Raw genomic sequence first — 21,338 nt, forward strand, 5'->3', positions numbered from 1 at the left:
TAATAGCTCTCTTTATCTGTCCATCAGGAATCAGAAAATATCCATTCTTTATGTATATAATGAACGATGCCCCAGCCCCTAAAAGAAAACAAAACAGTATACAAAAAATGCAAGAATAAATTAACAATTTGATATACGGAATCATTTTTCAAGCTCCTTTTCTTTTTCAGGTTTTTTTTGCACTGCCGGTGCATTTAAGAGATCTTTTGTGTACCCTCCTAAAAACTCTGTTCCGAGTGAACCTATCGCATCAAATACTAATCCAGGTACTTCCTTTCCTGTTACCAAATTAACAGCCTTTGGTGCGTACTCACCAAATCCCCATCCCAGCCCAGCATCTCCTGCTGCGATACCAACAGATCCAACATCAGCACCATCGCTAAACACCGCCCCACCTGCAGCTATACCGACACTCTGCCAGACCCCTCGCCCCGGTGCCAGCAGCCCCGTAATACCTGCTGAAACACTTCCCTTATAATCCCAGGTTTTTTGCTGGTTTTCCGGCAAGCTTAGATTTTTTTCGCTGTTAATATCGAACCACTGATAAGTACCGTTAGCAATTTCTGCGATGACGGCCCCCCCCACAGCTTTACCCACCGATGCCGCTGGCCCTAAATAAGCCGCTCCCGCGATCAGCACACCATCTTTATATCCATTGACGATAACTTTGGTGATATTGGCACCATCCGGTAAATCACCTTTAGCGAGCTTATCCAGCCCCGCCTGAGTTTGTTCCACTGTCAAATTATTGTCCTGCGCATACTGGCTCCAGGAAAGCACCGCCTGACCGTAATTCATCATCCCGGATGGCAGGCTTAACCCATTATTCTCAACAGCATTCTTCCCAACCTGAGCGCCGGTAGTCGCCGCTGCGGTGCTATTCCCCACCACGCCGCCGGCGATCCCTGCCGCCATGGTGCCGAGCAGGCTAACCAGCTGTTTCTGGTCCTGGGTTAAATTACCCGGATCTTTACCGGGGAACATCTCGGCGGCGATATGCCTCGCCGCCAGTTCGCCGCTGAAGGCGCCCGCCGCACCTGCCGCCGCATTGCCGCCTGAAAGCTGCGCCGCCAGAGCGCCCCAGACCGCATGCGCCATCAGGTTAGCAGGCTCATTGACTTCGTCACCCTTGGTAGTGGCGCCCTTAATAACCTGCGCCATCACCGGGTTCAGCCCCCCCGCCAGGGCTTTATTGAAATCGCCCCCGGCGGCGCCGGCCAGAATGCCGCTCACCGACTGCGCGACCATCTGGTATTTACCGCCGATGCCGTAGTCGCCAAAGGCTTTCTGGTAGTCCTCCGTATTGCGCAGTTCTGCAGCGCTCATGCTGGCGTATTTGCTATCTTTGGCACGCACGGCATCCAGCGCCTGCAGATCGCCATAGGTGGCCACCACGCCGGTCATCTGGCCGCCGATTTCACCCACCAGCTGCGCCGTTTGCAGGCGTTTTTGCTCTTCCTCTTTGTTAAAGATCTGCCCGATACTGCCGTTGGCATGTTCGGTGTCGCGACTCAGCGTGGCAAAGTCCTGCTGCTGATTCGCCTTCTACGTTATGCTTGATAACGTCTACTCTAATAAATATGAAAGTTTAGGTGAAAAAGGTTTCTTCCGAGCCTATCGGCCAACACGACAAAGTCAGCGAGGCCATTTTATTTACGTGGCAGTGAACAAAGAAGGCAAGCCTCGCGCGATACCTCAGATAGACTAATGCTTAAGAGAAGCCCGGCAATGCCGGTTTTTTTATTCATTAAAACAATATTGCTGGGAAGACGAGAATAATTTAGCCGATCTTATATTTTAGACAGATTTCATTCGAAGTTAAACCACCATTAATCAATTGATTATATTCACTTTCTGTTATTTCCACTCTTTTCTCTTCAGTTCCTTGATTGCCTGACAAACAGAAAAACACATACTGACAATCATTTATTTTCTTTATTCGCCACCAAGTGCTGGTTGAGAATTCACCCTCTGCCAGTGAGGCCTGTTCAGGATATGAAAATGATTTCATTGTGTAGCATTTATCCATATCGTTCATTTCACTTACCACCGTTATATTTATGCAGCAATATTCCTTTCCGTCAGAAAGTCACGCCATCTAAAGGCATTATTATTTCTTGAGCAACAAGGAATGCAGAGAGATGAAATAAGCGTAATCGTTATCAACAATGCAACGTTACATTCCACCGTATTATTTTTAGAAGACACCTCGCAAGATTGGATATAGCCAGTGAATCAGGCTCTGTGTTTTTGTACAGCATGATATAATACTCAGGTGTTGAAGCGAATGGCTTACAGAAGAGAAGTACGACATAAGAAATTAATTATTAAGTACCGCGACATAAAGGTGTACCACCACCTCTATGTCGCTAACCACATACAACTTACAAGGAGTTGAACATGGCTGCGAAGAATTTTAAGCCAGAAGCCACTATTTCCAAAACAAAATCAAACGCATCGGAAAATAACGCTGAATACTGCGATTCGGTACGCAATAAACCAGATAAGTGCTTGCCAGCAGCCCCACCTTCCCGCACTGAGTTTTACGACCGGGTGCGGTACGACTATCTGCCACTTCAGGGTGAATGGATTTCACAAGCCGGGTTTACACCGGGTATGCCGATAAAAATTCGGGTGATGCCGGACTGCATTGTGATCACCGCCCAGAACAGTCGCGAACTTTGGGGTTGTGCTGAGGGGTTAAGCGTCACACATTTCAACAAGAAGAAGATGCAGCAGTGGATAAAAAGCTTCCCTGGGGCGTTGAACGACACCGGCGATATCCCGGTTATCAGGCGGGAGTCACCCCGCTATGACTGCCTGAAGCGGGGTAAGGACTGAGCTTTAACGTGAATATCCCAACCGCGAGAAGTTGGGATTATCATCTAACCAATAAATTCATCTCTCTCATAAGGTTCTGGCCAGGAACTTTCAAATGCAACAGCTTCAATTTCCAACTGATTTGATGTAACCAGACTAACCATAAAACAACCACCATATGGTAGTTTTTTATGCTCAAAGTTACGTTCCCAATAGCGTTTTTCTTTATTTATTTTAGAGAAAGGCTGGTTGAGCTGTACCGTGGTAAAAAATCCAACACCCGTTCTATTCCTTTCTAAAACCTCAGCACTATCCAATTGAAAAACCAATTCTTCACCGAGTGCAAAGGTCAACGCGAAATATTCTTCATCCAATAACTGCATTAGAACGGCCTCAAAGGCGCTGTTGATATTCTGAATTCACCATTAACAGCAATGTCCTTGACACTTACATTGCTGTTACCAACACGTACTGTTACCCAACTCCCTGTTTGATAAGAACCCGAATTTCTAGCCAAAGGTTGAGCTGCATTATGCATTTCTTTTAAAGCTGCTTCCTGAGAACCAAACTCTTTTATAAGGCTACTGACTTGATGCTTATCTGCAAATATATGGGATACTTTTTTGATATCATATCCCAACTTCTCAACATCTTTCTTCGCTATTTCAGCTGATTGCTGGCTCCGTGCATTCCCCTCATCTTCTGGCCCCCAGCCACCTGGCGTTCCTGAACCCGCGCCACCGTATTCGGCTTTGTCATCATCCGACAGGTCCTTGCCTACATTCGGTTGGCTTTGCTTATTGTCACCACCACCAAGCATTTCACCAATAATAACCCCAAGGCCCGCATCTGCCGCACCGCCTGCGGTGCCACCGCCCATACCACCACCGCGTATGAGGTCATCACCGAGACTATTAGGACAAGTTCAAGTTTGATGAACATAACCACACCCCCTATCAAAAAACGTTCAATCTCAGAAGGTGTTGGCTTTTTCCGGGCCGATCGGCCAGCGCAATAAAGCCACCGAGGCGATATTTATCTATGTTGCCATGGATAAAGAAGGCAGCCTCGCACGATACCTCAGACGGACTAGCGCTTAAGAGAAACACGGCAATGCCGGTTTTTTTATCACTATGCTACAGAGGCTGTCTGCTGCTCAAGTTTGCGCTCGGAGATTGACGACTAGCTGCCGAGGTAATGATTGCAATAACTCCGTAGGTAATCTGACAGGCAAAAAAAATCCCGCCAGCTGTGGGCGGGATAGACATTATTTTAGGTCCATAACTCTTTACCATCGGATGATAACCATACCACTCCGGCAGGAGCTTTAACCAAAAACCACATACCATACTCATCTAAATCATCATCTTCCTCTTCGCATGGGTATGGTGGCCAAGCTGCTTGTATCATCAATACTTGTTGCTCAACAGAGCCCGATAAAAAAACACCATTCACCGCTAATTTTATTTTTTTCTCAGTTAATAGTCTGGTCAATATACAAAAAAACACTTTCTTTCTGAAGGCGTAATTATCAGAAATCTCAGCACATTCAACACTGATATGCTGCCATATAGTTCCCATTGACAGGCCATAAGAACTTTTAATAACCAATGAACATATTTCATTAATATCTTTCATTATTTAAATTTAACCTCCACCCTTCTTCCGCCATTTATCGATGGGGTCATCAAATCTATAGTCCATTTAGCACCTGTCTGTTGCGCTGATGTTGAAAAATCTCTCAATGTTACAGTACTACCAGCAGAAGGTCCTTCTGTAATTTTTACTGAGTACAGATTACCTTTTCCGGGAACAACCTTAACCGAAGGCATATTTTCTGATCCTGTAAGCTGTTTAAAGTAAGTCATGACATCAGCATCAGTGGCCCCCTTAAATACAGGCGCACCTAAACTTAGCTCTGGATCCGTAACCATCGTTTTCCCATTAATGTTTAACTGAAAATCTTTTGGATGTATGGCCGGATTATTAAATTGAGATGCAAGGTTATCAATTTTCTTCACTGCCTGCTGTTCTAATACTGTTCCCAATGGTTTAACACTTAAATCAGTACTGTTTTTCGAGTTCTGTGCTATTTTTTCTAAGGCTTCTTTTTCCGCCGATAGTTTTCCTGCAACTACAATACTGTCTGGCAGCTTCTTGCCTGGCACAAGAATACTGGCCAGCACTCCGCCCGTGGCTTCTACGGCAGCCTGATTTCCGTTCCATGCCTGTACCACTGTACCCGCTACTGCTGACCAGGTTTCACTTTTCATCAGAGCTGTAATATAGTCGGCTACCGCTTGATTCTTACCTGACAGATCGCTTAGAGCTTTATCACAGTAGTTGTCCCTCACAGCACAGGCTGTAAGCGCCATAGCAGCATCAGCACCATAGTCAGTAGTCGCCAATGCTGTGTCACCAGTATCTGCAGCTGCATTAATCACACTGTTAACCATTGCTGACAACGGGCCTTCACCTAGTTTATCTCTGACGAGATCTTTCCAGACTTTTGCACTTTTCTTAACAGATTCACGAGTCTTGTCACCGCTCAGTGAGTTATTCTCAACCTCAACCCGGGCAGCATTTGCACCGCTGGCGGCTGAGAACGTATCGCCACCCACGCTACCGCCTGCCACTGCGCCTATGGCGGTAGCAAGGTTGCTGATGAAGTCCCTCTCTTTGCCCTCAAGCTCTTCGGCTTTTTTGCCGTAAAACGCCATTGCCAGGCCGTCGCCCATCACTGCCGAACTCATACCTCCGGCAGCTGCGGCTAGCGGGTTACCGCCCTGAGCACTGGCGAGCCCGGCCGATACAATACCATGCAGCGCAATACGAGCGGCTTCATTACCCTGACTAACATCCTTCACCAGCTTCGCCATGTAAGGCGCCGCACCGGCAGCCATACCGCCCTGAATATTGCCCCCCAGCACGCCCGCCATTACGCCAGTCACGGCGCTGGTTGCTCGCCAGAAGTCGCTGCCAGGGCCATATTCTTTATCAGCGTCAATATAGCGAGGGTCACTTTTCACTACGCCATCCAGCGCTGTGTCCGTCACCAGCGGGTGTTGTTTACGTAACTCCTCTTTTAGCGCAGCGTTTTTCTCATCGGCCTCTTTCATCATCGCCGATTTATAGACATCCGCAGCCTGAGTGCCCAGCGCGATAGTTTCTCTTTGGATCTCGAGACGATCTCTTACCTTATCGGCATCAAATCCGTCTTTCACGCTGTGGTTAGCATTTACCGTGTCGCGGCTGAGATCGGTGACATCCTGCTTCTGGCCTGCAGGATCGCGAATAACAATGCTGCCATCCGCAATTGCGCTGCTGGTCGTGCCCTGTTCTTTGCCCTTACTCTGTCCATAGCCTGTCGTTGGCATCCCCTGTGAAACAGGAGACCACTGTCCAGTGTTGAGGTCCTGAGTCGCGCCACCCGACACGGAGACGTTAACGGAGTTGCCGCTCCAGTCGGATTTATTACGCAGCTCGCTCCAGCCCAGCGTGCCGGTATCAAGGCGGTTTTTATCTGCCGTTGCGTCTGAGGCAATCACCGCCCCGTCCAACTGAGTGTGATTGCCTACGGTAATGTCAAACCCACTCTGCCCGGCGTGAATGCCGCTTTGCTCCAACACAGACTGGTAATTGTTACGCAGCTTCTCCGCGCTAAAGCTGGCGCTACCCTGTACCGTATTGCCCGCGCAGATTGGCGGCACGCAGACGCTGACGTTGGCTCCGGACGATGTGGAGCGGCTGTCATACTTCGCGGTGTCCTGCACGCTGGCAATGGTCAGGTCGCGCCCAATATTGGCGATAACTTTATCCCCGCTCAATACCGCGCCAGTTAAAGCAGTATCGCGCCCACTGTTGACGCTCAGCAGCTCGTCGGCGTGCACGGTGCTGTTCTTATTGCTCAGGCTATTGCCGTTAGCATGACTGTTGTTGGCGCTATAGCCAGCTTCAATCGTAACGCCGTCCTGGCTCTTACCTAATGTGAAGCCCACGCCTGCATTAAACTGGCTACCGCTGCTGCTGCTGTTTTGCGACTGGGTGTTTTGTGCCGCCGTGAGCGTAATGTCACGCCCGGCATCCAGCACAACGGTTTTCCCCCGAATATCAACGCCTGCGCCTTCGATATCCTGGCGCGCTTTAAGGATGACGGACTCCCCGGCATGAAGCGTGCTGCCCTGCTGATGCTGACTGGTTGCCTCCTGCTGCTGCTTCGAGCTTCCTGCCGTAACGCTTACGCTCACCTTAACGAGAGGAGCATTCATGTCATTCTGGATGGTCTGGCTGGCCATATTCAGCCCCGCCTGAGCCGCATAAATAGCCGTCAGGCGCGGATCTTTCCCATCCTGAACTGAACGGGCCGATTTTTCTGCGGCCTGCACGGCGCTGACGATAACGCCTGAGGTTGATCCTTTAACACCGTATTGCGTGGAAGAGGATTCACTTTGCGTATGACGATCGTCTTTACTGACGTCAATCCGAACGTTTTCGCCGTTCAGCAGAAGCGTTTTCCCGGCGCTGATATCCGCCCCACTTAGCGAGATGTCCTGTCCGGCCTGCAGAGCTACATTGCCGTTTTGGCTGGCAAGCTGGCTGCGCAACGTACTTTGTTGTTGGCTCTCCAGCAGAGACGACTGACTGCCTTTGCTCCAGCCCACGGTGCCGCTGTAGCCATCGCCGCCAAGGTTGCCTACTTTCGTCTGGCTGCCGTGCTGCTCATCGCGCACTGTGTGGTTTCCGGCCGTGACGCTGATGTCGCCTTTGTCCGCGGACAATAGCAGATCGTTGATTGCCGCCAGAGAACTGCCGGAAATATCTATGCGTCCTTCATGGCTGTTCAGATAAATTTCCCGGCCGCTGAGCTGAGATCCCGTCTGAGCCTGCGTTTCCCGGTCGCCGTTCGCCGATGAGCGTTCCATGCCGAACGGCAACACGTTGCTGCCGTGACTGGCGCCGCCATTTACCGTGCGTATCGCTGAACCAATCGTTGGCATCGCGCTGGTGACGCTCCAGCTTTTACTCTCAGAATGCTGGCTGAGCCGTTCACGATCGGTTGACGCATTGACGGTGATGTCGTGCTTCGCTTCGGCAATAATCGCCTCGCCAGCCCCCACCCGGCTGCCGTTAATCAGAATATCGCCCTGGCCTGCATTGCCTTTTGCATTTAGCTGAACATTGCCTGCCGCCTGCAGATGGCTGCCGGTGAGGTATTCCGCATTGAACTGCGATTCACTGTGGGACGACGAGCGGCCATAGCTGATTGGCAGCGATGTCCCGAGTGAGAAATCAGCTACGGATGCAGCCCCTTCCGCGGCCAGCGCTTTAAACTGAGAGATCCCGTCCCCACGGGCTTTGACGATATCGCGAAGATTCAGCACCGAGTCGACAATCGGGTTAGATAAGGAAATCCCGATCCCCTGGCTTTTTTGAGACTGCTTCACCGTTTCCTGAACGGTATCTTTGCCAGGAATGATGGCAATGTCGCTGCCGGTAATATCAATATGGCCCGTTTTTCTTGCCGTATCGTCGGCGGAACGCCCTGCAACCATGTCGACCGCGCTCAAGGTGACCTGCTTGCCCGCATCGATAACCACGTTCCCGCCGGTGGTGCCGATCACGCTCCGCGCATCGCTTTGCTTCACTTCTGCGCCATTACGCTCAGTTTTTGCGGATTGCGAGCCAATGGTGATCCCCAGACCGCCGCCGCCAAACACGCCGCTCTTCTTCACGCTCTTCATGCTGTAGCTGGAGCTTTGATCTTCGGCGGCTTCAACTGTGACATTGTTTCCGGCCTTCAGCGCAATATCGCCATCAGCGGTAACAGCTGACCCTTTCACCAGCAGATCGTTGCCCGCTTTCAGCGTCACGTTATCGCCGCTCAGCAGCGTGCCGGCTTCGCGGGTCGAGCTGGTTTCGTTGATGGTGTGGGTCGTTTTGCTGCTCAGGAACCCTTTTTTGGTTTTGGTTTCTTCGTCGTAGTGATAGTCGCTGTCGGTGGCCGTGGCGAGGTTGATGTCCCGCCCTGCGCCTACCCCGATATCCCCGTGAGCCGTCACCTGCGCGGCTTGGGTGTTAACATCGCGCCCGGCAATAATTGTGGTGTTCCCGCCGCTGGCGATTTCTGTGCCTTGCTGACGCACAGATTCGTTGATATCGACTTTTTTCTTCGCGGTGTACTTATCGCTGTGGGTAGATTCCGCCGCCGCTAAGTTAACGTCCCGCCCGGCCTGCAGCCCTACGTTCTCTTGTGCAAGCAGGTTACTGGCTTTAACAGCAATATCGCGGCCAGCTTGCAGATTAAGCGTTCCCCCGCTGGTGATTGAGCTTCCTTTGTATGTGCTGTTTTGCTCAAAATAATTACCAACCTGCTTGCGCTCAACAAGCTGGTTGCCAGTAAGGGAGATGTTATCCAGCGCCTTCAGCAGCATATCGCCACCTGCGCTGAGGTTAGCGCCGGTATTGAGGATGTCTTTACCCGCGATGAGGCTCAGGCTGTCAGTGGCTGTAATAGAAGCCAGTGGGCCTACTTCTGTATTCGAGAATGCCAGAACCGGGTTATTACGCCCGCTGGCCTTGCCCCCCGTATCCCATTGGTGGGTCAGCGTCTGGTTAATGATGCTGCCGCCCACGCTCTCAAGACTGACTTTCTGCCCGGCGATAGTGGAGCCAATATTGTTGATATCCCCCAGCGCGCTGAGCTGCAGGCTACCGCCCGAATTAATTGCCCCGCCGTTAATATTGCTGATGGTGTTCTGGCTGCTGGCGCTCAGCAGCGTTTTGCCCTGCAGCGTACTGCCGTCGTTGGTGATATTCCCGGCGTTGAGGATCGTCTGATTCCCGGCGATCACGCTGCCGTTATTCACCGCAACGTCCTTCGGAGAGATATACAGTTTAGGCACGAGGACGTTTTGCCCGTCGATTACCGCGTTTTCCCACCACAGGATGCTGGAATCAAGCGCCGCGACCTGGTCAGCGGAAAGGCTGACGCCCAGCTTTAAGCTCAGTTTGTCACGAGCCTGAGCGGCATGGTCAATCAGGTACTGCATCTGCTCCAGATCGGAACCGACGCCGTTCACGTAGCGGTTCCCGGTCTGATTCAGGATTTGATTGCTGACATAGCGGGTATCAAAGGCCGCATCCCCCAGGAAACGGTAGTCATATTCCGGGCGCAGGTTCAGTCGAGCGAGGAAATAATCCGAGCCGAGGAATTTATTGGTATCGGTATAAGTGGCGCGCGTTTCCTGAGGTGCGTTTGGCCCGGCCATTCCGGCAAGCTTGTAGATATCGTTGAACAGGCTGTTGTCCAACTTTCCAAGACTGTCCAGTTTGGGGTTGGTGACGATCAGGTACGGGCTTTTCGGATCTTTATTGACCACAAAATAGCCGTTATTGCCGGCAGGCAGCGGATAATCGCTGAGCTTAATTGGCGACCCGCTGGCCGTCAGCTTCGAGGTAATCGCCGAAATATCCGTCAGCTCAATAGGGCGATAATCATATCCCGGCGGTGGGGGTGTTTTACCTCCGCTGGATTGCGCTATCACCTGAGCGGCAGCGGTGGCAATCTCATCATTTTTTTGACGAGACGACTCACCCGATTGCTGTTTGGTCAGCTCGACAACCTCACCGTTGACAGGTGTGAGATTGCCACCATTCGCCTTCGAATCCGCCAGACCCGTCGCGTTGCCCGCTAAATCGATACCGGACCCGCCCTGCTGACTGAGATTTATATCGGTGATCTTACCGCCGGCCTGCCCATAGTCCGCGCCATTCTGTGGCCGGTTATCCACGGCGGCTAATCCGCCGTTTCCGGTTGGGTTTTCGATACTGCCAATCCCGCGGCCAGGCAAATTGATCGTTGCCTGCGGTGCGGCCACGGTATTACTGGTGCCCGTTTTTAGATCGGTGGCCTGCGCACCGCCAGTGACGCCTGGGCCACCGGCTAAATTAAGCCCCGGCGCGCTGCGGCCTGGGGTATACCCTGGCGTATTCGCTGAGACAGACGTATTGCTGATGTTGTTGCTAAAGTTGGCGACGACTGCGCCACCGGCCTGAATGACTGAGCGGAAGGTCTGTCCCGTATCACGTCTAACATGTTCTGGAGCACCATTAAGATAATATGTTACCCAACGATCCCTTGACGCCCTTTTATTATAAATTTCATTTATAGTCTGTGGCGTAGCCACAATATTCGCTAAACGACCACTATATTTATAAACATGATACTCATCGTCTGCATAACCAAAATACGACTGGTTATTCATTGTCGAACCTGTAAGATTTATTACATTCCCGGCAAGTAAATTACTGGCTCTATTTTCAAGATTATTTGCATAAATATTTAGATTTCTATTTGAAGAAATACGCGACGCATCACCACTGGCCACAACATTAACGATTGTGGACCCTGTAAGTACTCTTTTTGTCGCTCCTGCGTTAGTAGGTGCAACAGTTGATGTGACACTTCCTCCCTGTGTCGAACCGTGAAACTCTTGATAAAATCCCCAATTCCCATCACCCAGTTCAACAACTTTTACATTTAAAGACGTTAAGTCATTTGAAACATTATTAGCTGGCAGGTAACTACGAGATTCTGAAATACCGTCCCGCTCATTCAATAAATGCCCGGTGCGAATAGAAATATCGCCATTCTGCGTCTCAATATTTCCTGAGGTATTCACCACTTCCGCGTTGGCGTTGCCCGCCGCATCACGCTGCATCCACAGGCTGTTGCCAGCCAGAATATCGCCGCGGTAGTTGCGAATGCTGTTGGCAAACAGGCTCATGTTATTGCCCGCATACAGCAGCGCGCTGTTGAGCAGCGTGCCGCCCGCGCTGGCAATTAAATCACCGGCGGTGCCGACGAAGCCCGCGTTGTTGATACCGTTCTGGCTGGTCAGGCGCAGCGTCCCGCCTGCCTGCACGCTGCCCGCGCCGTTCAGATTAAGCTGCCCGGCACTGAGGTGGCTTTCGCCGTAGCCCGCACGCACCTGCCCGTTATTATTCAACGTGCCTGCGGCAGAGAGCTGCACGCCCTGGCCCTGCATCAGGCCATTGACGTTAATATCCCCCTGGCTACTGACCGCCAGCGTATTGCCAGCCGCCAGCGTGGTCAGCTGGTTGTAGCTGCCCTGGCTGTTAAGCGACAGGTTGCCCAGCGCCGCCACCTGCCCCTGCAGGCTGGTATTCCCGGCGTTGATCCCCATATTACCCTGGCTAAGCAGCCGCGCCCCGGCAGAGCTGTTAACCTGGCTGGCCGTGATGCCCAGGTTCTGCGTGGCATACACGGTGCCGTTGTTATCCAGTTGTCCTGGATTAACGGTTAAATTGCCCCCCTGCAGCATGCCGTTATTCAGGATATAACTGCCGCCGATCGTCCCCTGCTGCTGCGCCAGCACCGTCCCGCTGTTGCTCAGCGAGCCAGCATTCAGCCAAAGCCCATAGCCCTGAACCCAACCGCCATTGCTAAACCCTGGCGCATTAAGCGTCAGCGTGCCGCCGCTCAGGAGCTGGCCCTGGTTGTTGCCGCGCTCACGCAAATCGATGCGGGTATTGCCGTTCCCCTGAACGGTACCGGTGTTGCTTAGCTGCTGCGCCCCAAGATCCAGGCTGCCCTGGCTTAACAGCACCGCGTTTTGTCCGTTATCCAGGCTGCCGCTCAGCGTGCCGGTGAGGGCAGAGTTCGCTTCTATACGCCCCTGGTTGTTCAGTGCGGCGGCGTTGAGCGTGACCGCGTTGCCCTGAACGTGGCCCAGGTTGGTGATGATATTAGCCCCGACGGTCAGCAGGCCATTGGTCAGCAGCCTGGCGCCACTTTGTACGTCCAGGTTACCGCCCAGCGAGATGCCCAGACCGTCAACGCCACTGATGCTGCCGCTGTTATTGAGCGCGTTACCGCTGAGCGCGAGATTTTTAGCCTGGATCTGCCCCTGGTTTGTTATCCCCGGAGCCGTGACGGTGGCCGCGTTATTGGCCGTGATGGCACCGGTATTCGTCAGGCCGGACGCCAGCGCCAGATCGAGGTTGCCGGTACTTTGCAGCGTGCCGCTATTTTGCAGTTGCTGCGCGTTCAGCTTCAGGTACTGCGCCTGCCACAGGCCGCCGTTGATGACGTTCTGCCCGGACACCAGCATTGCGCCCTGGGTTTGCATGGCGCCGCCCAGCCGGTTGTTGATGTCCTGCTGAGGCTGCAGGGTCAGCGACTTCAGGCCAATGACCGAACCCGCGTTGTCTATTGCCGTGTTGTTGGCCGTGAGGTTGCTGCCCTGAATATTGCCGCGGTTCAGCAGCGCGCCGCCGCTGAGCGTTAAATCCCCTTCGCTCAACACTGCGCCGGTGTTGTTTAACGTTCCGGCGGTTATCTGGCTCACGCCCTGGCTGAGCAAACGCCCGCCGTTGGTCAGTTGGTTATCAACCTGAGCCGTCAGCCCGTTGAGGCCGAGCGCGCTGCCGCTATTGCCCCAGTCAGTCGCCTTCACGCCCAGGCTCTGCCCCTGCATAATCCCGGCGTTGCTAATCTTTTGGCCGTTCAGCGCCAGTTGCCCGCCCGCGAGCATTTTGCCGCCGGACAGGTTGTTCAGCGCGGCAGCGTTAACCGTCAGGTCTTGCCCCTGCAGCGTGCCATGGTTGTCCACGGTATCGGCATTGACCGTCATTCCCTGCTGCGCCAGCAGGGTTCCCTGATTGGCGAGCGTCGACAGGTTAAGCGCCAGCGCCCCGCCGGTCAGTATTCTCCCGTCGTTCTGGTTGGAGACCGTCAGCGTGGATGGCATGCCCGAGGCCAGGGTCAGCGCCGTATTACCCTGCAGCAGGCCCGCGTTGTTCAGGGTATTCGTCGTTATCTGAACGGCGTCACCTGCCAGCGTGCCCTGATTGTTAAGGCTGGCTGTTTGCAGAGTCAGGCCTCTCTCTGCCAGAAGTTTGGCCGCATTGCGATTGAGGATGCTGTCGGTAAAGTTCAGCGCCAGGCTACCGCCCTGCAGCATGCCCTGGTTATCCAGGCTCGCGCCGGAAAGCGTGAGCGCCTCTTTGACGGAGATCAAACCCAGGTTGACCATCTGCGGAATGGTCAGGCTCAGCGGGCTGCCGCTCACGATCTGCCCGCCTGCCAGGTTATTGAACTGCGGAGTATTCAGCGCCAGGGCATTGTCGCCCTGGAGCACGCCCTGGTTATCAATGCGGTTGCTGCTAAGGTCAAGCTTGTCGGCGGCAATCACGCCGCTGTTCGCCAGGGTTTCGCTCTGGCTGTGGAGCGTGTCTGCTGCCAGTAGTTTGCCGCCGTTTTGGTTATTTAACTGCCAGGCGATATCCAGCGTTAAATTACCCGCCGAAAGCGTCCCCTGGTTGCTCAGGCTGCCTGCGGTGAAGGTCAGATTGTCCCGGGCCTGAACGGTGCCGGTGTTGTTTACGTCGTTAGCGGCAATGTCGAGCTGGCCGCCGCTGAACAGCTTCCCGCCGCTCAGGTTATTCAGAACACGAACCGTCTGAGGCGGAGCTGCGGCAAAACTTCTCAGCAGTATCATCTGAGGGCGACTGGCCCCGGAGAGCGACAGACTATGATTGCCCTGCACCAGCCCGCTATTATTGAAAATGTTGACCGCCAGGCGCGCGTTATCCGCTGCCACCGCGCCGCCATTGCTCAGCGACTCCCCACTGAAATCAAGCGTGCCGGCTGCCAGCAGTTTCCCTGTCGCCTGGTTGGTAAGTCCGTTTTGCAGGGCAAGGGTGAGCGCGTCACCCTGGACGATGCCACTGTTGTCGAAGTTTGTGCCGATAATATTCAGCGCCTGCTTCGCCAACAGCGTGCCGCTGTTTGTCACGGCGGCAGTATGGAGATCTAACCCGTTGTTGCCCTGCAGCGTTCCCCGGTTGTTAAGCGCATCGGCCTGAATACCGACCGTTGTTGCGGCCAGCACGCCATTATTATCCAGCTGGCCGGTGGCAAGTTGCAGCTCGCCCTGACTCAGCATCTGCCCGTCGTTAGTGACCGATTTATTGGTGTTAATCGACAGCCTGTCTTTACCGGACAGCGAGCCGGTATTGTACAGATCGCCGCCCTGCAGCGTCAGGGTTTGCCCCTGCAGCAGTCCGGTGTTGTTCCACTGGTTGCCGCGAAGATCAAGCCAGCCCCCGGTCAGCACTTTGCCTGCCGCGCCGTTGCCAAAATGCGTGGCGTTGAGCTTCAGGCTGCTTCCGCCCTGCAGCAGGCCATCATTTTGCCCTTGCAAAGTCGTTAACGTGACGTTGTCACCGATAATTTGCCCGGCGTTAGCCCAGTCGCCAGTGGTCATTGCCATCTGGTTGCCCGCCAGCAGTGAGGCCCCCGCCTGATTGTTTAACTTCCCGCTCAGGTTCAAATCCAGGTTCTGGGCGTCGATGGCCCCGAGGTTATCTAAATTTCTCCCGTCGAGCTGAAGATGTTTGCCGGCAGAAATCGTGCCCGCGTTGTTGAGTTCGGGCAGCGTCAGGGTGACGTCATCCCCGCCCGCCACCGTGGCACCTTTGTCGTTTTGCAGCGACGTGGCCGTTAGATTAAGTTTTCCGTCGGCCTGAATCAGGCCGCTGTTGCTTGCCTGGGCTTGTCCGGCATCAATGTCCAGGGCAGAAGCGGCGATAATGCCGGTATTGCGGAGCGGCCCGGTCTTCAGGCCGAGATAATTCTGGCTAATCAGCCGACCGCCGTTGTTGAACGCCCCGCCGAATAAAATATTCAGCGCTTCGCGGCCAAGGATCTGCCCCGTGTTTTCACCGCCATTTTGCCCGCCGGTGAGCGTGATATTTCTGCCCTGCAGCCGACCGGCGTTATCCAGACGCGCAGCCGTCACGTCGATATTGCCGTCACTTAACAGCTGGCCTGCGCCACCGTTAGTCAGCGTCCTGCCCCCGGCGCTAATGCTGTTGTTACCCTGGAGCAATCCGGTATTAGTCAGGTCGCCAACCGCCAGGGTGGTATTGTTGGCGATCAGTTTCCCGGCGTTGCTGCCTTTTGCCGCCGTCACCGAGAGCGTGTTGTCGGCGAGGAGCACGCCGCCAGCCTGATTATCCAGCCCTTGCGTCAGCCCCAGCTTCACGTCGCTGGCTTCAATGTTGCCGCTGTTGGTGAGATTCACCCCGTCGACCATCAGCCCTTGTTCGACGGAAATCAGCCCGGCATTGTTCAGCTCAGGAATAGACAGCGACAGTCCGCTGCCGCTGATGATTTTCCCCTGCGCGAGGTTATTCAGCACCGTGGCGCCAAGACGCAGCGATTTTTCGCCCTGCAACAGGCCGCTGTTGACGTTACGCTGGCTTTCAACGCTGAGGTCAGCCGCCGCCAGCGAGCCCCGGTTATCGAGGCTGTTACTGGTCAGCGCGAGCTTGTCCTTACCGAGGATTTTACCGGTGTTAACAAGGTTATCTGTCGCGGTCAGGTTGAGGATGGACAAGCCAAGCAGCTTGCCGCTGTTGGTCATCTGGCTGGTTTTTAGCGTTGCGCTGTCGGCCTGAATATCTCCTGCATTGGTCATCTGGCGAGCGGCAAGCGTCAGTGCTTTTTCGGCCAATACGGTGCCGCCTTCGGCGTTATTGAACGTATCGCTTGTGGCGTTGAGCGCGGAATCCCCTTGCAGCAAGCCCGTGTTAGAGACGTTTTGTGCGTCCAGCACGGCGTTGTCCGCAATTAACTGGCCCGCGTTATCTAATTCAGATGAGGAAAGCTGCAGATTGCGTTTTGCCACCAGCACGGCACCGGCAAAGTTATTGACTTTGTCACGCAGTTTCAGTTGAAGATCCTGCGCCTCAATACGGCCCCGGTTATCGAGCGTCAGCCCTTCGAGGGTCACAGCCTGGTTGGCGGAAATCACCCCCGCGTTCACCAGGGCCTGGACGGTGACGTTCATGCCGCCGCCGCTTTGCAGCCAGCCGGCATTGGTCACGCTCCCGGCGTTGAGATCAAACTGGCCGCCCGAGATGACACCCTCACCGTCCGGCTGACCGACAATGATTTTTCCTTGCGGGTCGTTATTCAGTTCCCCGCTGACGCTGGCCGTTAAGCTCTCGCTTCCGCTGGTCAGCCCGCTGTTATTCCATCGCCCCGCGCCGATCGCGAGATTTTTTCCCTGCAGGCTCCCGGCGTTATTGACGTTGTCAGCCGTGATCGAGAGCGCCTCTTTCGCCAACAGTGCACCACTGGCCTGGTTGTCTAACTGCCGGCCCGCATTCAGTGTCATGGCCTGCGATTCAATATTGCCGCTGTTAGCCAGCATCAGGCTCTCAATGGCCAGCCCCTGCTGAACGGAAATCAGTCCTGCATTGGTGAGCTGAGGGATGCTGAGCGCCAGGCCGCTGCCGCTGATGATTTTGCCGCCGCTTCGGTTAGTCAGCTCCGCGGCGGTTAACGTCAGGCTCTGGCCGCCCTGAAGCAGCCCGCCGTTGTCCAAAGAGGTTGTTTTCAGGTTGAGGGAGGCAGCGCCCAACTGCCCGGTGTTTTTTAGCTGCGCCGCCGTGGCATTCAGGTTTTTCTCTGCCAGCAGGCTGCCGGTGTTGGTCAGGGCGGTCTGCGCAGTCAGATCAAGCGTGGAAGCCGCGACCTGCCCATCGTTGTTAAAGCTATCGGAGGTACTGTTCAGATCCTTGCGGGCGGTGATTTTCCCACTGACCTGGTTGTCGATATTCCCCGCGATCGCCAGTGTCAAAACATCGCTGTCCAGCGAACCCCGGTTGGTAAGATTCTGGGCATTAATCTCTAAATTCTTCTGTGCCAGCAGAGCGCCACCGGCCTGTTGTACAATGCTGTCTGCGGTGAGCGACATCCCGCCGTCAGCCTGAATATTTCCGCTAGTGTCGAGCTGTTTAACTCCAAGCGTAACGGTATTACCTTTGGTGCTTCCGCTGTGCGTCAGCGACCCGGTGTTAACCGTGAGCGCCCCTTTTGCGGCCTGCGTGCCGCCAAGCGTGACGCTATTATTCGCCTGCAGCAGCAGATTGCCTTCAGATTGCAATTGCCCACCAGCTAAGGTTTCAAATCGCTCGCCCTTGAATATCAGATCTTTTTGCGAGGTGATTTGCCCGGCGCTTTGCAGCTGCTGAGTCAGCAACTCAAGGTTGCCCCCGCTTGCCAGCGCGCTTCCCTGCAAGCCGTTAAACCGATTGCTGCTTAACGTCACATCCTGCTTGCCGTTAACCGTCCCCGCATTGCTGAAACTGTCAGCCTGAAGCGCAAGATTGCCGCCACTCAGCAGTTGACCATTTCGGCCCACAGTAAAGGCGTTGCGGTTGGTCCATGCCTGGTCGGTGCCGCTGCTCAACATGCCGTCTATCCACGCATCGCCGGTCGTGGCCGTGAGCCCTGCCCCGGCCAGCATCTGGCCGTTGTGGGTGAACGAGCCGAGATCGAGCTGGATATTGCGCTGCGCCTGCAGGTTACCGCTGTTGTTAAAGCTGCCTGCCCTGGCGTTAAGGTTCCCGTTGGCCGCAATTTGGCCGCTGTTGATTAACTGGTCTGCGGATACAGCTACGTCACGCCCTGCCGTCAGCTTACCGGCATTGTCCATACGTGTCGCCGCGCTGGCCCGAATCGCGCCACCTGCATTGGCTTCGCTGGCGGCATCCGTGCTTACCGCCCTGGCATTGAGAGTGATGTCATTGCCTGCGGCGAGCTGGCCGTTGTTCAGCGCCAGTTTTCCGCTGCCGTTCAGCGTTATGTCCCGGTCGCTGGCTAACTTACCGTTGGCGACGGTGATGTCAGAACGGCTATTAACCTGCGTTGCGCCTCCGCTTTTATGCTCGCCGCTCAGTACTACGTTATCCGCCTGAGCCGTTAGATTGCCGCTCGCAAGGCTATTATTCACCACCAGCTTGCCGCTGGCATCCAGGGTGATGTCGCCCTGGCGCGCATTCAGGTTCCCCAGGTTAACGCCCACGCCTTTGTCGCTGGACACAAGGTGAATACGGTTGGCATACATACCGCCCAGCGCGCCGGTATCCACGGCCACCACGGGCGCAGCCCCTTCTCCGGCTATCGGCGTGACTGCACCAGTGGATGAAACGCGGTTGGCGCCCACGGTCACCTTAAGATCTTTGGCGTGAATACCGGCGTTGACTTCCGTCGCCCGGGCAATGATCGACAGCGCATCGCTTTTGCTGGCGTCCAGGCCCTGGCCTTCTACCGTGATGGTGCCCTTGCTGACATCCAGCGCCAGCAGGTTGCCTGCCGCATCAAACTGGGGTTTGCCCGTGGTTAGCGTGGCATTGGGGGTGTTGATAAATCCGCAGCCGTTACAGGTGATGCCGTAGGGGTTCGCGACCATCACGTTGGCCGCCTTGCCCGCCACTTCGGTATAGCCCTGCAGCTGTGAGCGATTGCCGCCGACGACTTCATTGATGATGCCGGTCGCTTCCTGACCGGCCCGGAGGTTAGGGTTGTTCTGAATAAGCCCCCCGAGCTGAGTTTGCGTCAGCTGCCCGGTGGCATTGTTCAGAATCAGCCCCTCTTTTCCGACGTTATAGTCCTGGAACTGGTTATGGGAGATCCCCGCCTGGTTGGGCGTAGCAATGTTAACGACCGGGACGCCGTTTCCGGCCTGATCCATCTGCGTACCCGGCGTGACCGGGTTGATAGTCGCCGCCACCGCCGGAAACACCGGCTGCCCGGCGATCAGGCAGATGATAAGGTAACTTAACAGGCGCTTCGCTAATCCAACGGGGTGCTTATCCATTTTTTTACCTTAAATCGCCAGGCCCAGGCGGTAATAAATCACGAGGTGATCCGGCGCCAGATAGCCCGGATAATGAATTGGCGTACCAACCGTGAACTGGCTGGAGTAGTAGCGTCCGGCAACCGTGAGGCCAGCGGATGTGCCCCAAAGCGTGCCGGAAGCCTGCTTATCGTCGCTGTCATTGCGCAGCCAGCCGCCATCAACGGCAGCGTTCAGGCTGACCTCACCCAGATAAGGGAGGCTGAACAGGGCGTAGTTCAGCTCATTGCGAAGATAGCCCCCGTTGTCGCCGGAGAGGTATTGCTCTTTGAAGCCACGCACCGAGCTTTCACCGCCAATCGTTAAGCGCTCACTGCCATATAATCGGTCAGGTGACCATTGCCCGTAGACGCTGGTTAACCACCAGATTTTTTGCGTCAGCGGGCGCTGGAAGCTGCCGCTCAGGCTCCATTTTTTGAATTCAGCTTTTGGCACGTCGCCTTGCTTGCCGTTGTCGTTTTCGGCCCCAAACCACGGCACGCCGTGGCTGAATGACGGGTTCAGGGTTGCCACGCCGCCCGCGATTTTCTGCGTGTGGTTAAGGCCGAATTGCAGGCTGGTTAGCTTCCGGCTACTGCTGAGCAGCGGCGCGTCATTCAGGTAGTTGCGGCCGATCCGGTGAGTCAGGCCGACGGAGGCGGCGGTTTTTAAGTCCCCGTTTCGGTAGAGCACGTGGGAGAGGTTCAGGCGATGCGTTTCGGCGCGGCCCGTCGAACGCCACAGATAACCTTTGTTATCCAGGGTGGTGAGGTAGTCGCTCCAGCTGTAACTGTAATCGACGAGGCTATAACCCCAGGGCACGTTCACCCCGGCCTGAAAGCTTTGGGCATCATGGTCGCTTGCAAAATCGCTGCTGCGCCCACCGCTGATAAACCATTTATCGGCCAGCCCCAGCGGGTTATTGGCGGTCAGTGAGGCGGTAAGTTGCCCGGTACCGGTGCTTTTTTGCCCGCTATTATCAAACCCCGCGGCTACGGAAAGTGGAAACTCAGGCGTCGCCGTAAGATTAACAATGGATTCCCCGGCCTTTTCACCCGGCAATATTTCAATTTGTACCGGCGCGGCACGTAACCGGTTTATTTGCTCCATCCCCTGCTCAATATCACGCAGGTTAAGTATTTTCCCTTCCAGCCCCGGAAACGCCATTGTTAGCTGGCGTGAAGGTGCTCCTTCAATACGAATGGCCTGTAGCTTGCCTTCCAGCACTGCAATATGCAGCGTTCCCTCCGAAAGATCTTGTTCGGTCAAAAATGCACGGCTGGTGATATATCCGCGGCTGATATACCAGTCAGAAATATCCCGGGTCAGCTGATTGATTTTCGCCATGCTGAGGCATTGATTAATATAGGGAGTAATTAAGCGGTTGCGGGCCGGTTCGGAAAGCAGAGTCGTATTATCAATCTCAATATGACGAATGCTGAAACAGGGCCCCTGGTCAGGATTGACAACAGGGCTTGCCAGTCGAGGCTGGAGGCTGCGCTGAATCTCCTCTCGCTGTTGCCTGTTCTGCAACAACAAATCCTGCTGTTGCTGCTGAATAGTGTCCCGATCGGCAGGCGTTAGCGGCGCGGCATAGCTTAGGTCAGAGTAAAAAAGCGCGCACAGGAAGGCGGCTTTGTAATAATGGCGCATAAAATAAGAGTCTATTTTTGTCATTTCTTTTTAGTATGCCAGCGCAGCAATAAATAAGAAAAGTCTTAAATAAACGCCCTATTAATATTGGTAGTGAATTTGCTTTAAGTGTAATTATTGAATTTAGGATAAGGCAAAAAATAGCGAATGCAT

8 protein-coding genes are annotated in these 21,338 nt (G+C 54.4%); 1 reads left to right on the forward strand and 7 read right to left on the reverse strand.

Going from position 1 to position 21,338, the window contains the following annotated elements; translation table 11 throughout:
* Nucleotides 1-141: 141 nt before the first annotated feature.
* Together LH23_RS24325 and LH23_RS17970 are read right to left on the reverse strand one after the other, a co-directional pair.
* On the reverse strand, nucleotides 142-1,404 hold the full coding sequence (locus LH23_RS24325; protein ID WP_231560147.1) for a VENN motif pre-toxin domain-containing protein: 1,263 nt from the start codon (nucleotides 1,402-1,404) through the stop codon (nucleotides 142-144).
* A 376-nt stretch (nucleotides 1,405-1,780) separates the two neighbouring features.
* Nucleotides 1,781-2,038 carry a hypothetical protein gene (locus LH23_RS17970; protein ID WP_039294130.1) on the reverse strand — a complete coding sequence of 86 codons (258 nt, stop codon included), beginning with the start codon at nucleotides 2,036-2,038 and terminating at the stop codon, nucleotides 1,781-1,783.
* Between the two features lie 362 nt (nucleotides 2,039-2,400).
* Here LH23_RS17970 and LH23_RS23835 point away from each other — a divergent pair, with 362 nt between their 5' ends.
* On the forward strand, nucleotides 2,401-2,841 hold the full coding sequence (locus LH23_RS23835) for a SymE family type I addiction module toxin (protein WP_081946126.1): 441 nt from the start codon (nucleotides 2,401-2,403) through the stop codon (nucleotides 2,839-2,841).
* A 44-nt stretch (nucleotides 2,842-2,885) separates the two neighbouring features.
* On the opposite strand, the gene LH23_RS17980 is transcribed toward LH23_RS23835, so the two are convergent.
* The 5 genes from LH23_RS17980 to LH23_RS18000 all read right to left on the reverse strand — a co-directional run bounded on the left by LH23_RS17980 (nucleotide 2,886) and on the right by LH23_RS18000 (nucleotide 21,185).
* Nucleotides 2,886-3,203: a hypothetical protein gene (locus tag LH23_RS17980; RefSeq protein WP_039294132.1), complete on the reverse strand. Its 318-nt coding sequence runs from the start codon at nucleotides 3,201-3,203 to the stop codon at nucleotides 2,886-2,888.
* Entirely contained in the window at nucleotides 3,203-3,700 is a 498-nt protein-coding gene (locus LH23_RS24195; protein WP_039294134.1) for a hypothetical protein, read from the reverse strand. The genes LH23_RS17980 and LH23_RS24195 overlap by 1 nt, the downstream gene beginning before the upstream one ends.
* 392 nt (nucleotides 3,701-4,092) lie before the next feature.
* Complete coding sequence (locus LH23_RS17990) at nucleotides 4,093-4,458, reverse strand: DUF596 domain-containing protein (protein WP_208330149.1); 366 nt, start codon at nucleotides 4,456-4,458, stop codon at nucleotides 4,093-4,095.
* Complete coding sequence (locus LH23_RS17995; RefSeq protein WP_039294138.1) at nucleotides 4,458-19,514, reverse strand: hemagglutinin repeat-containing protein; 15,057 nt, start codon at nucleotides 19,512-19,514, stop codon at nucleotides 4,458-4,460. Before LH23_RS17995 ends, LH23_RS17990 begins: the two co-directional genes overlap by 1 nt.
* A 9-nt stretch (nucleotides 19,515-19,523) precedes the next feature.
* Complete coding sequence (locus LH23_RS18000) at nucleotides 19,524-21,185, reverse strand: ShlB/FhaC/HecB family hemolysin secretion/activation protein (protein WP_039294140.1); 1,662 nt, start codon at nucleotides 21,183-21,185, stop codon at nucleotides 19,524-19,526.
* Between the last annotated feature and the right edge of the window lie 153 nt (nucleotides 21,186-21,338).

Source organism: Cedecea neteri (assembly GCF_000758305.1).
GTDB lineage: Bacteria > Pseudomonadota > Gammaproteobacteria > Enterobacterales > Enterobacteriaceae > Cedecea > Cedecea neteri_C.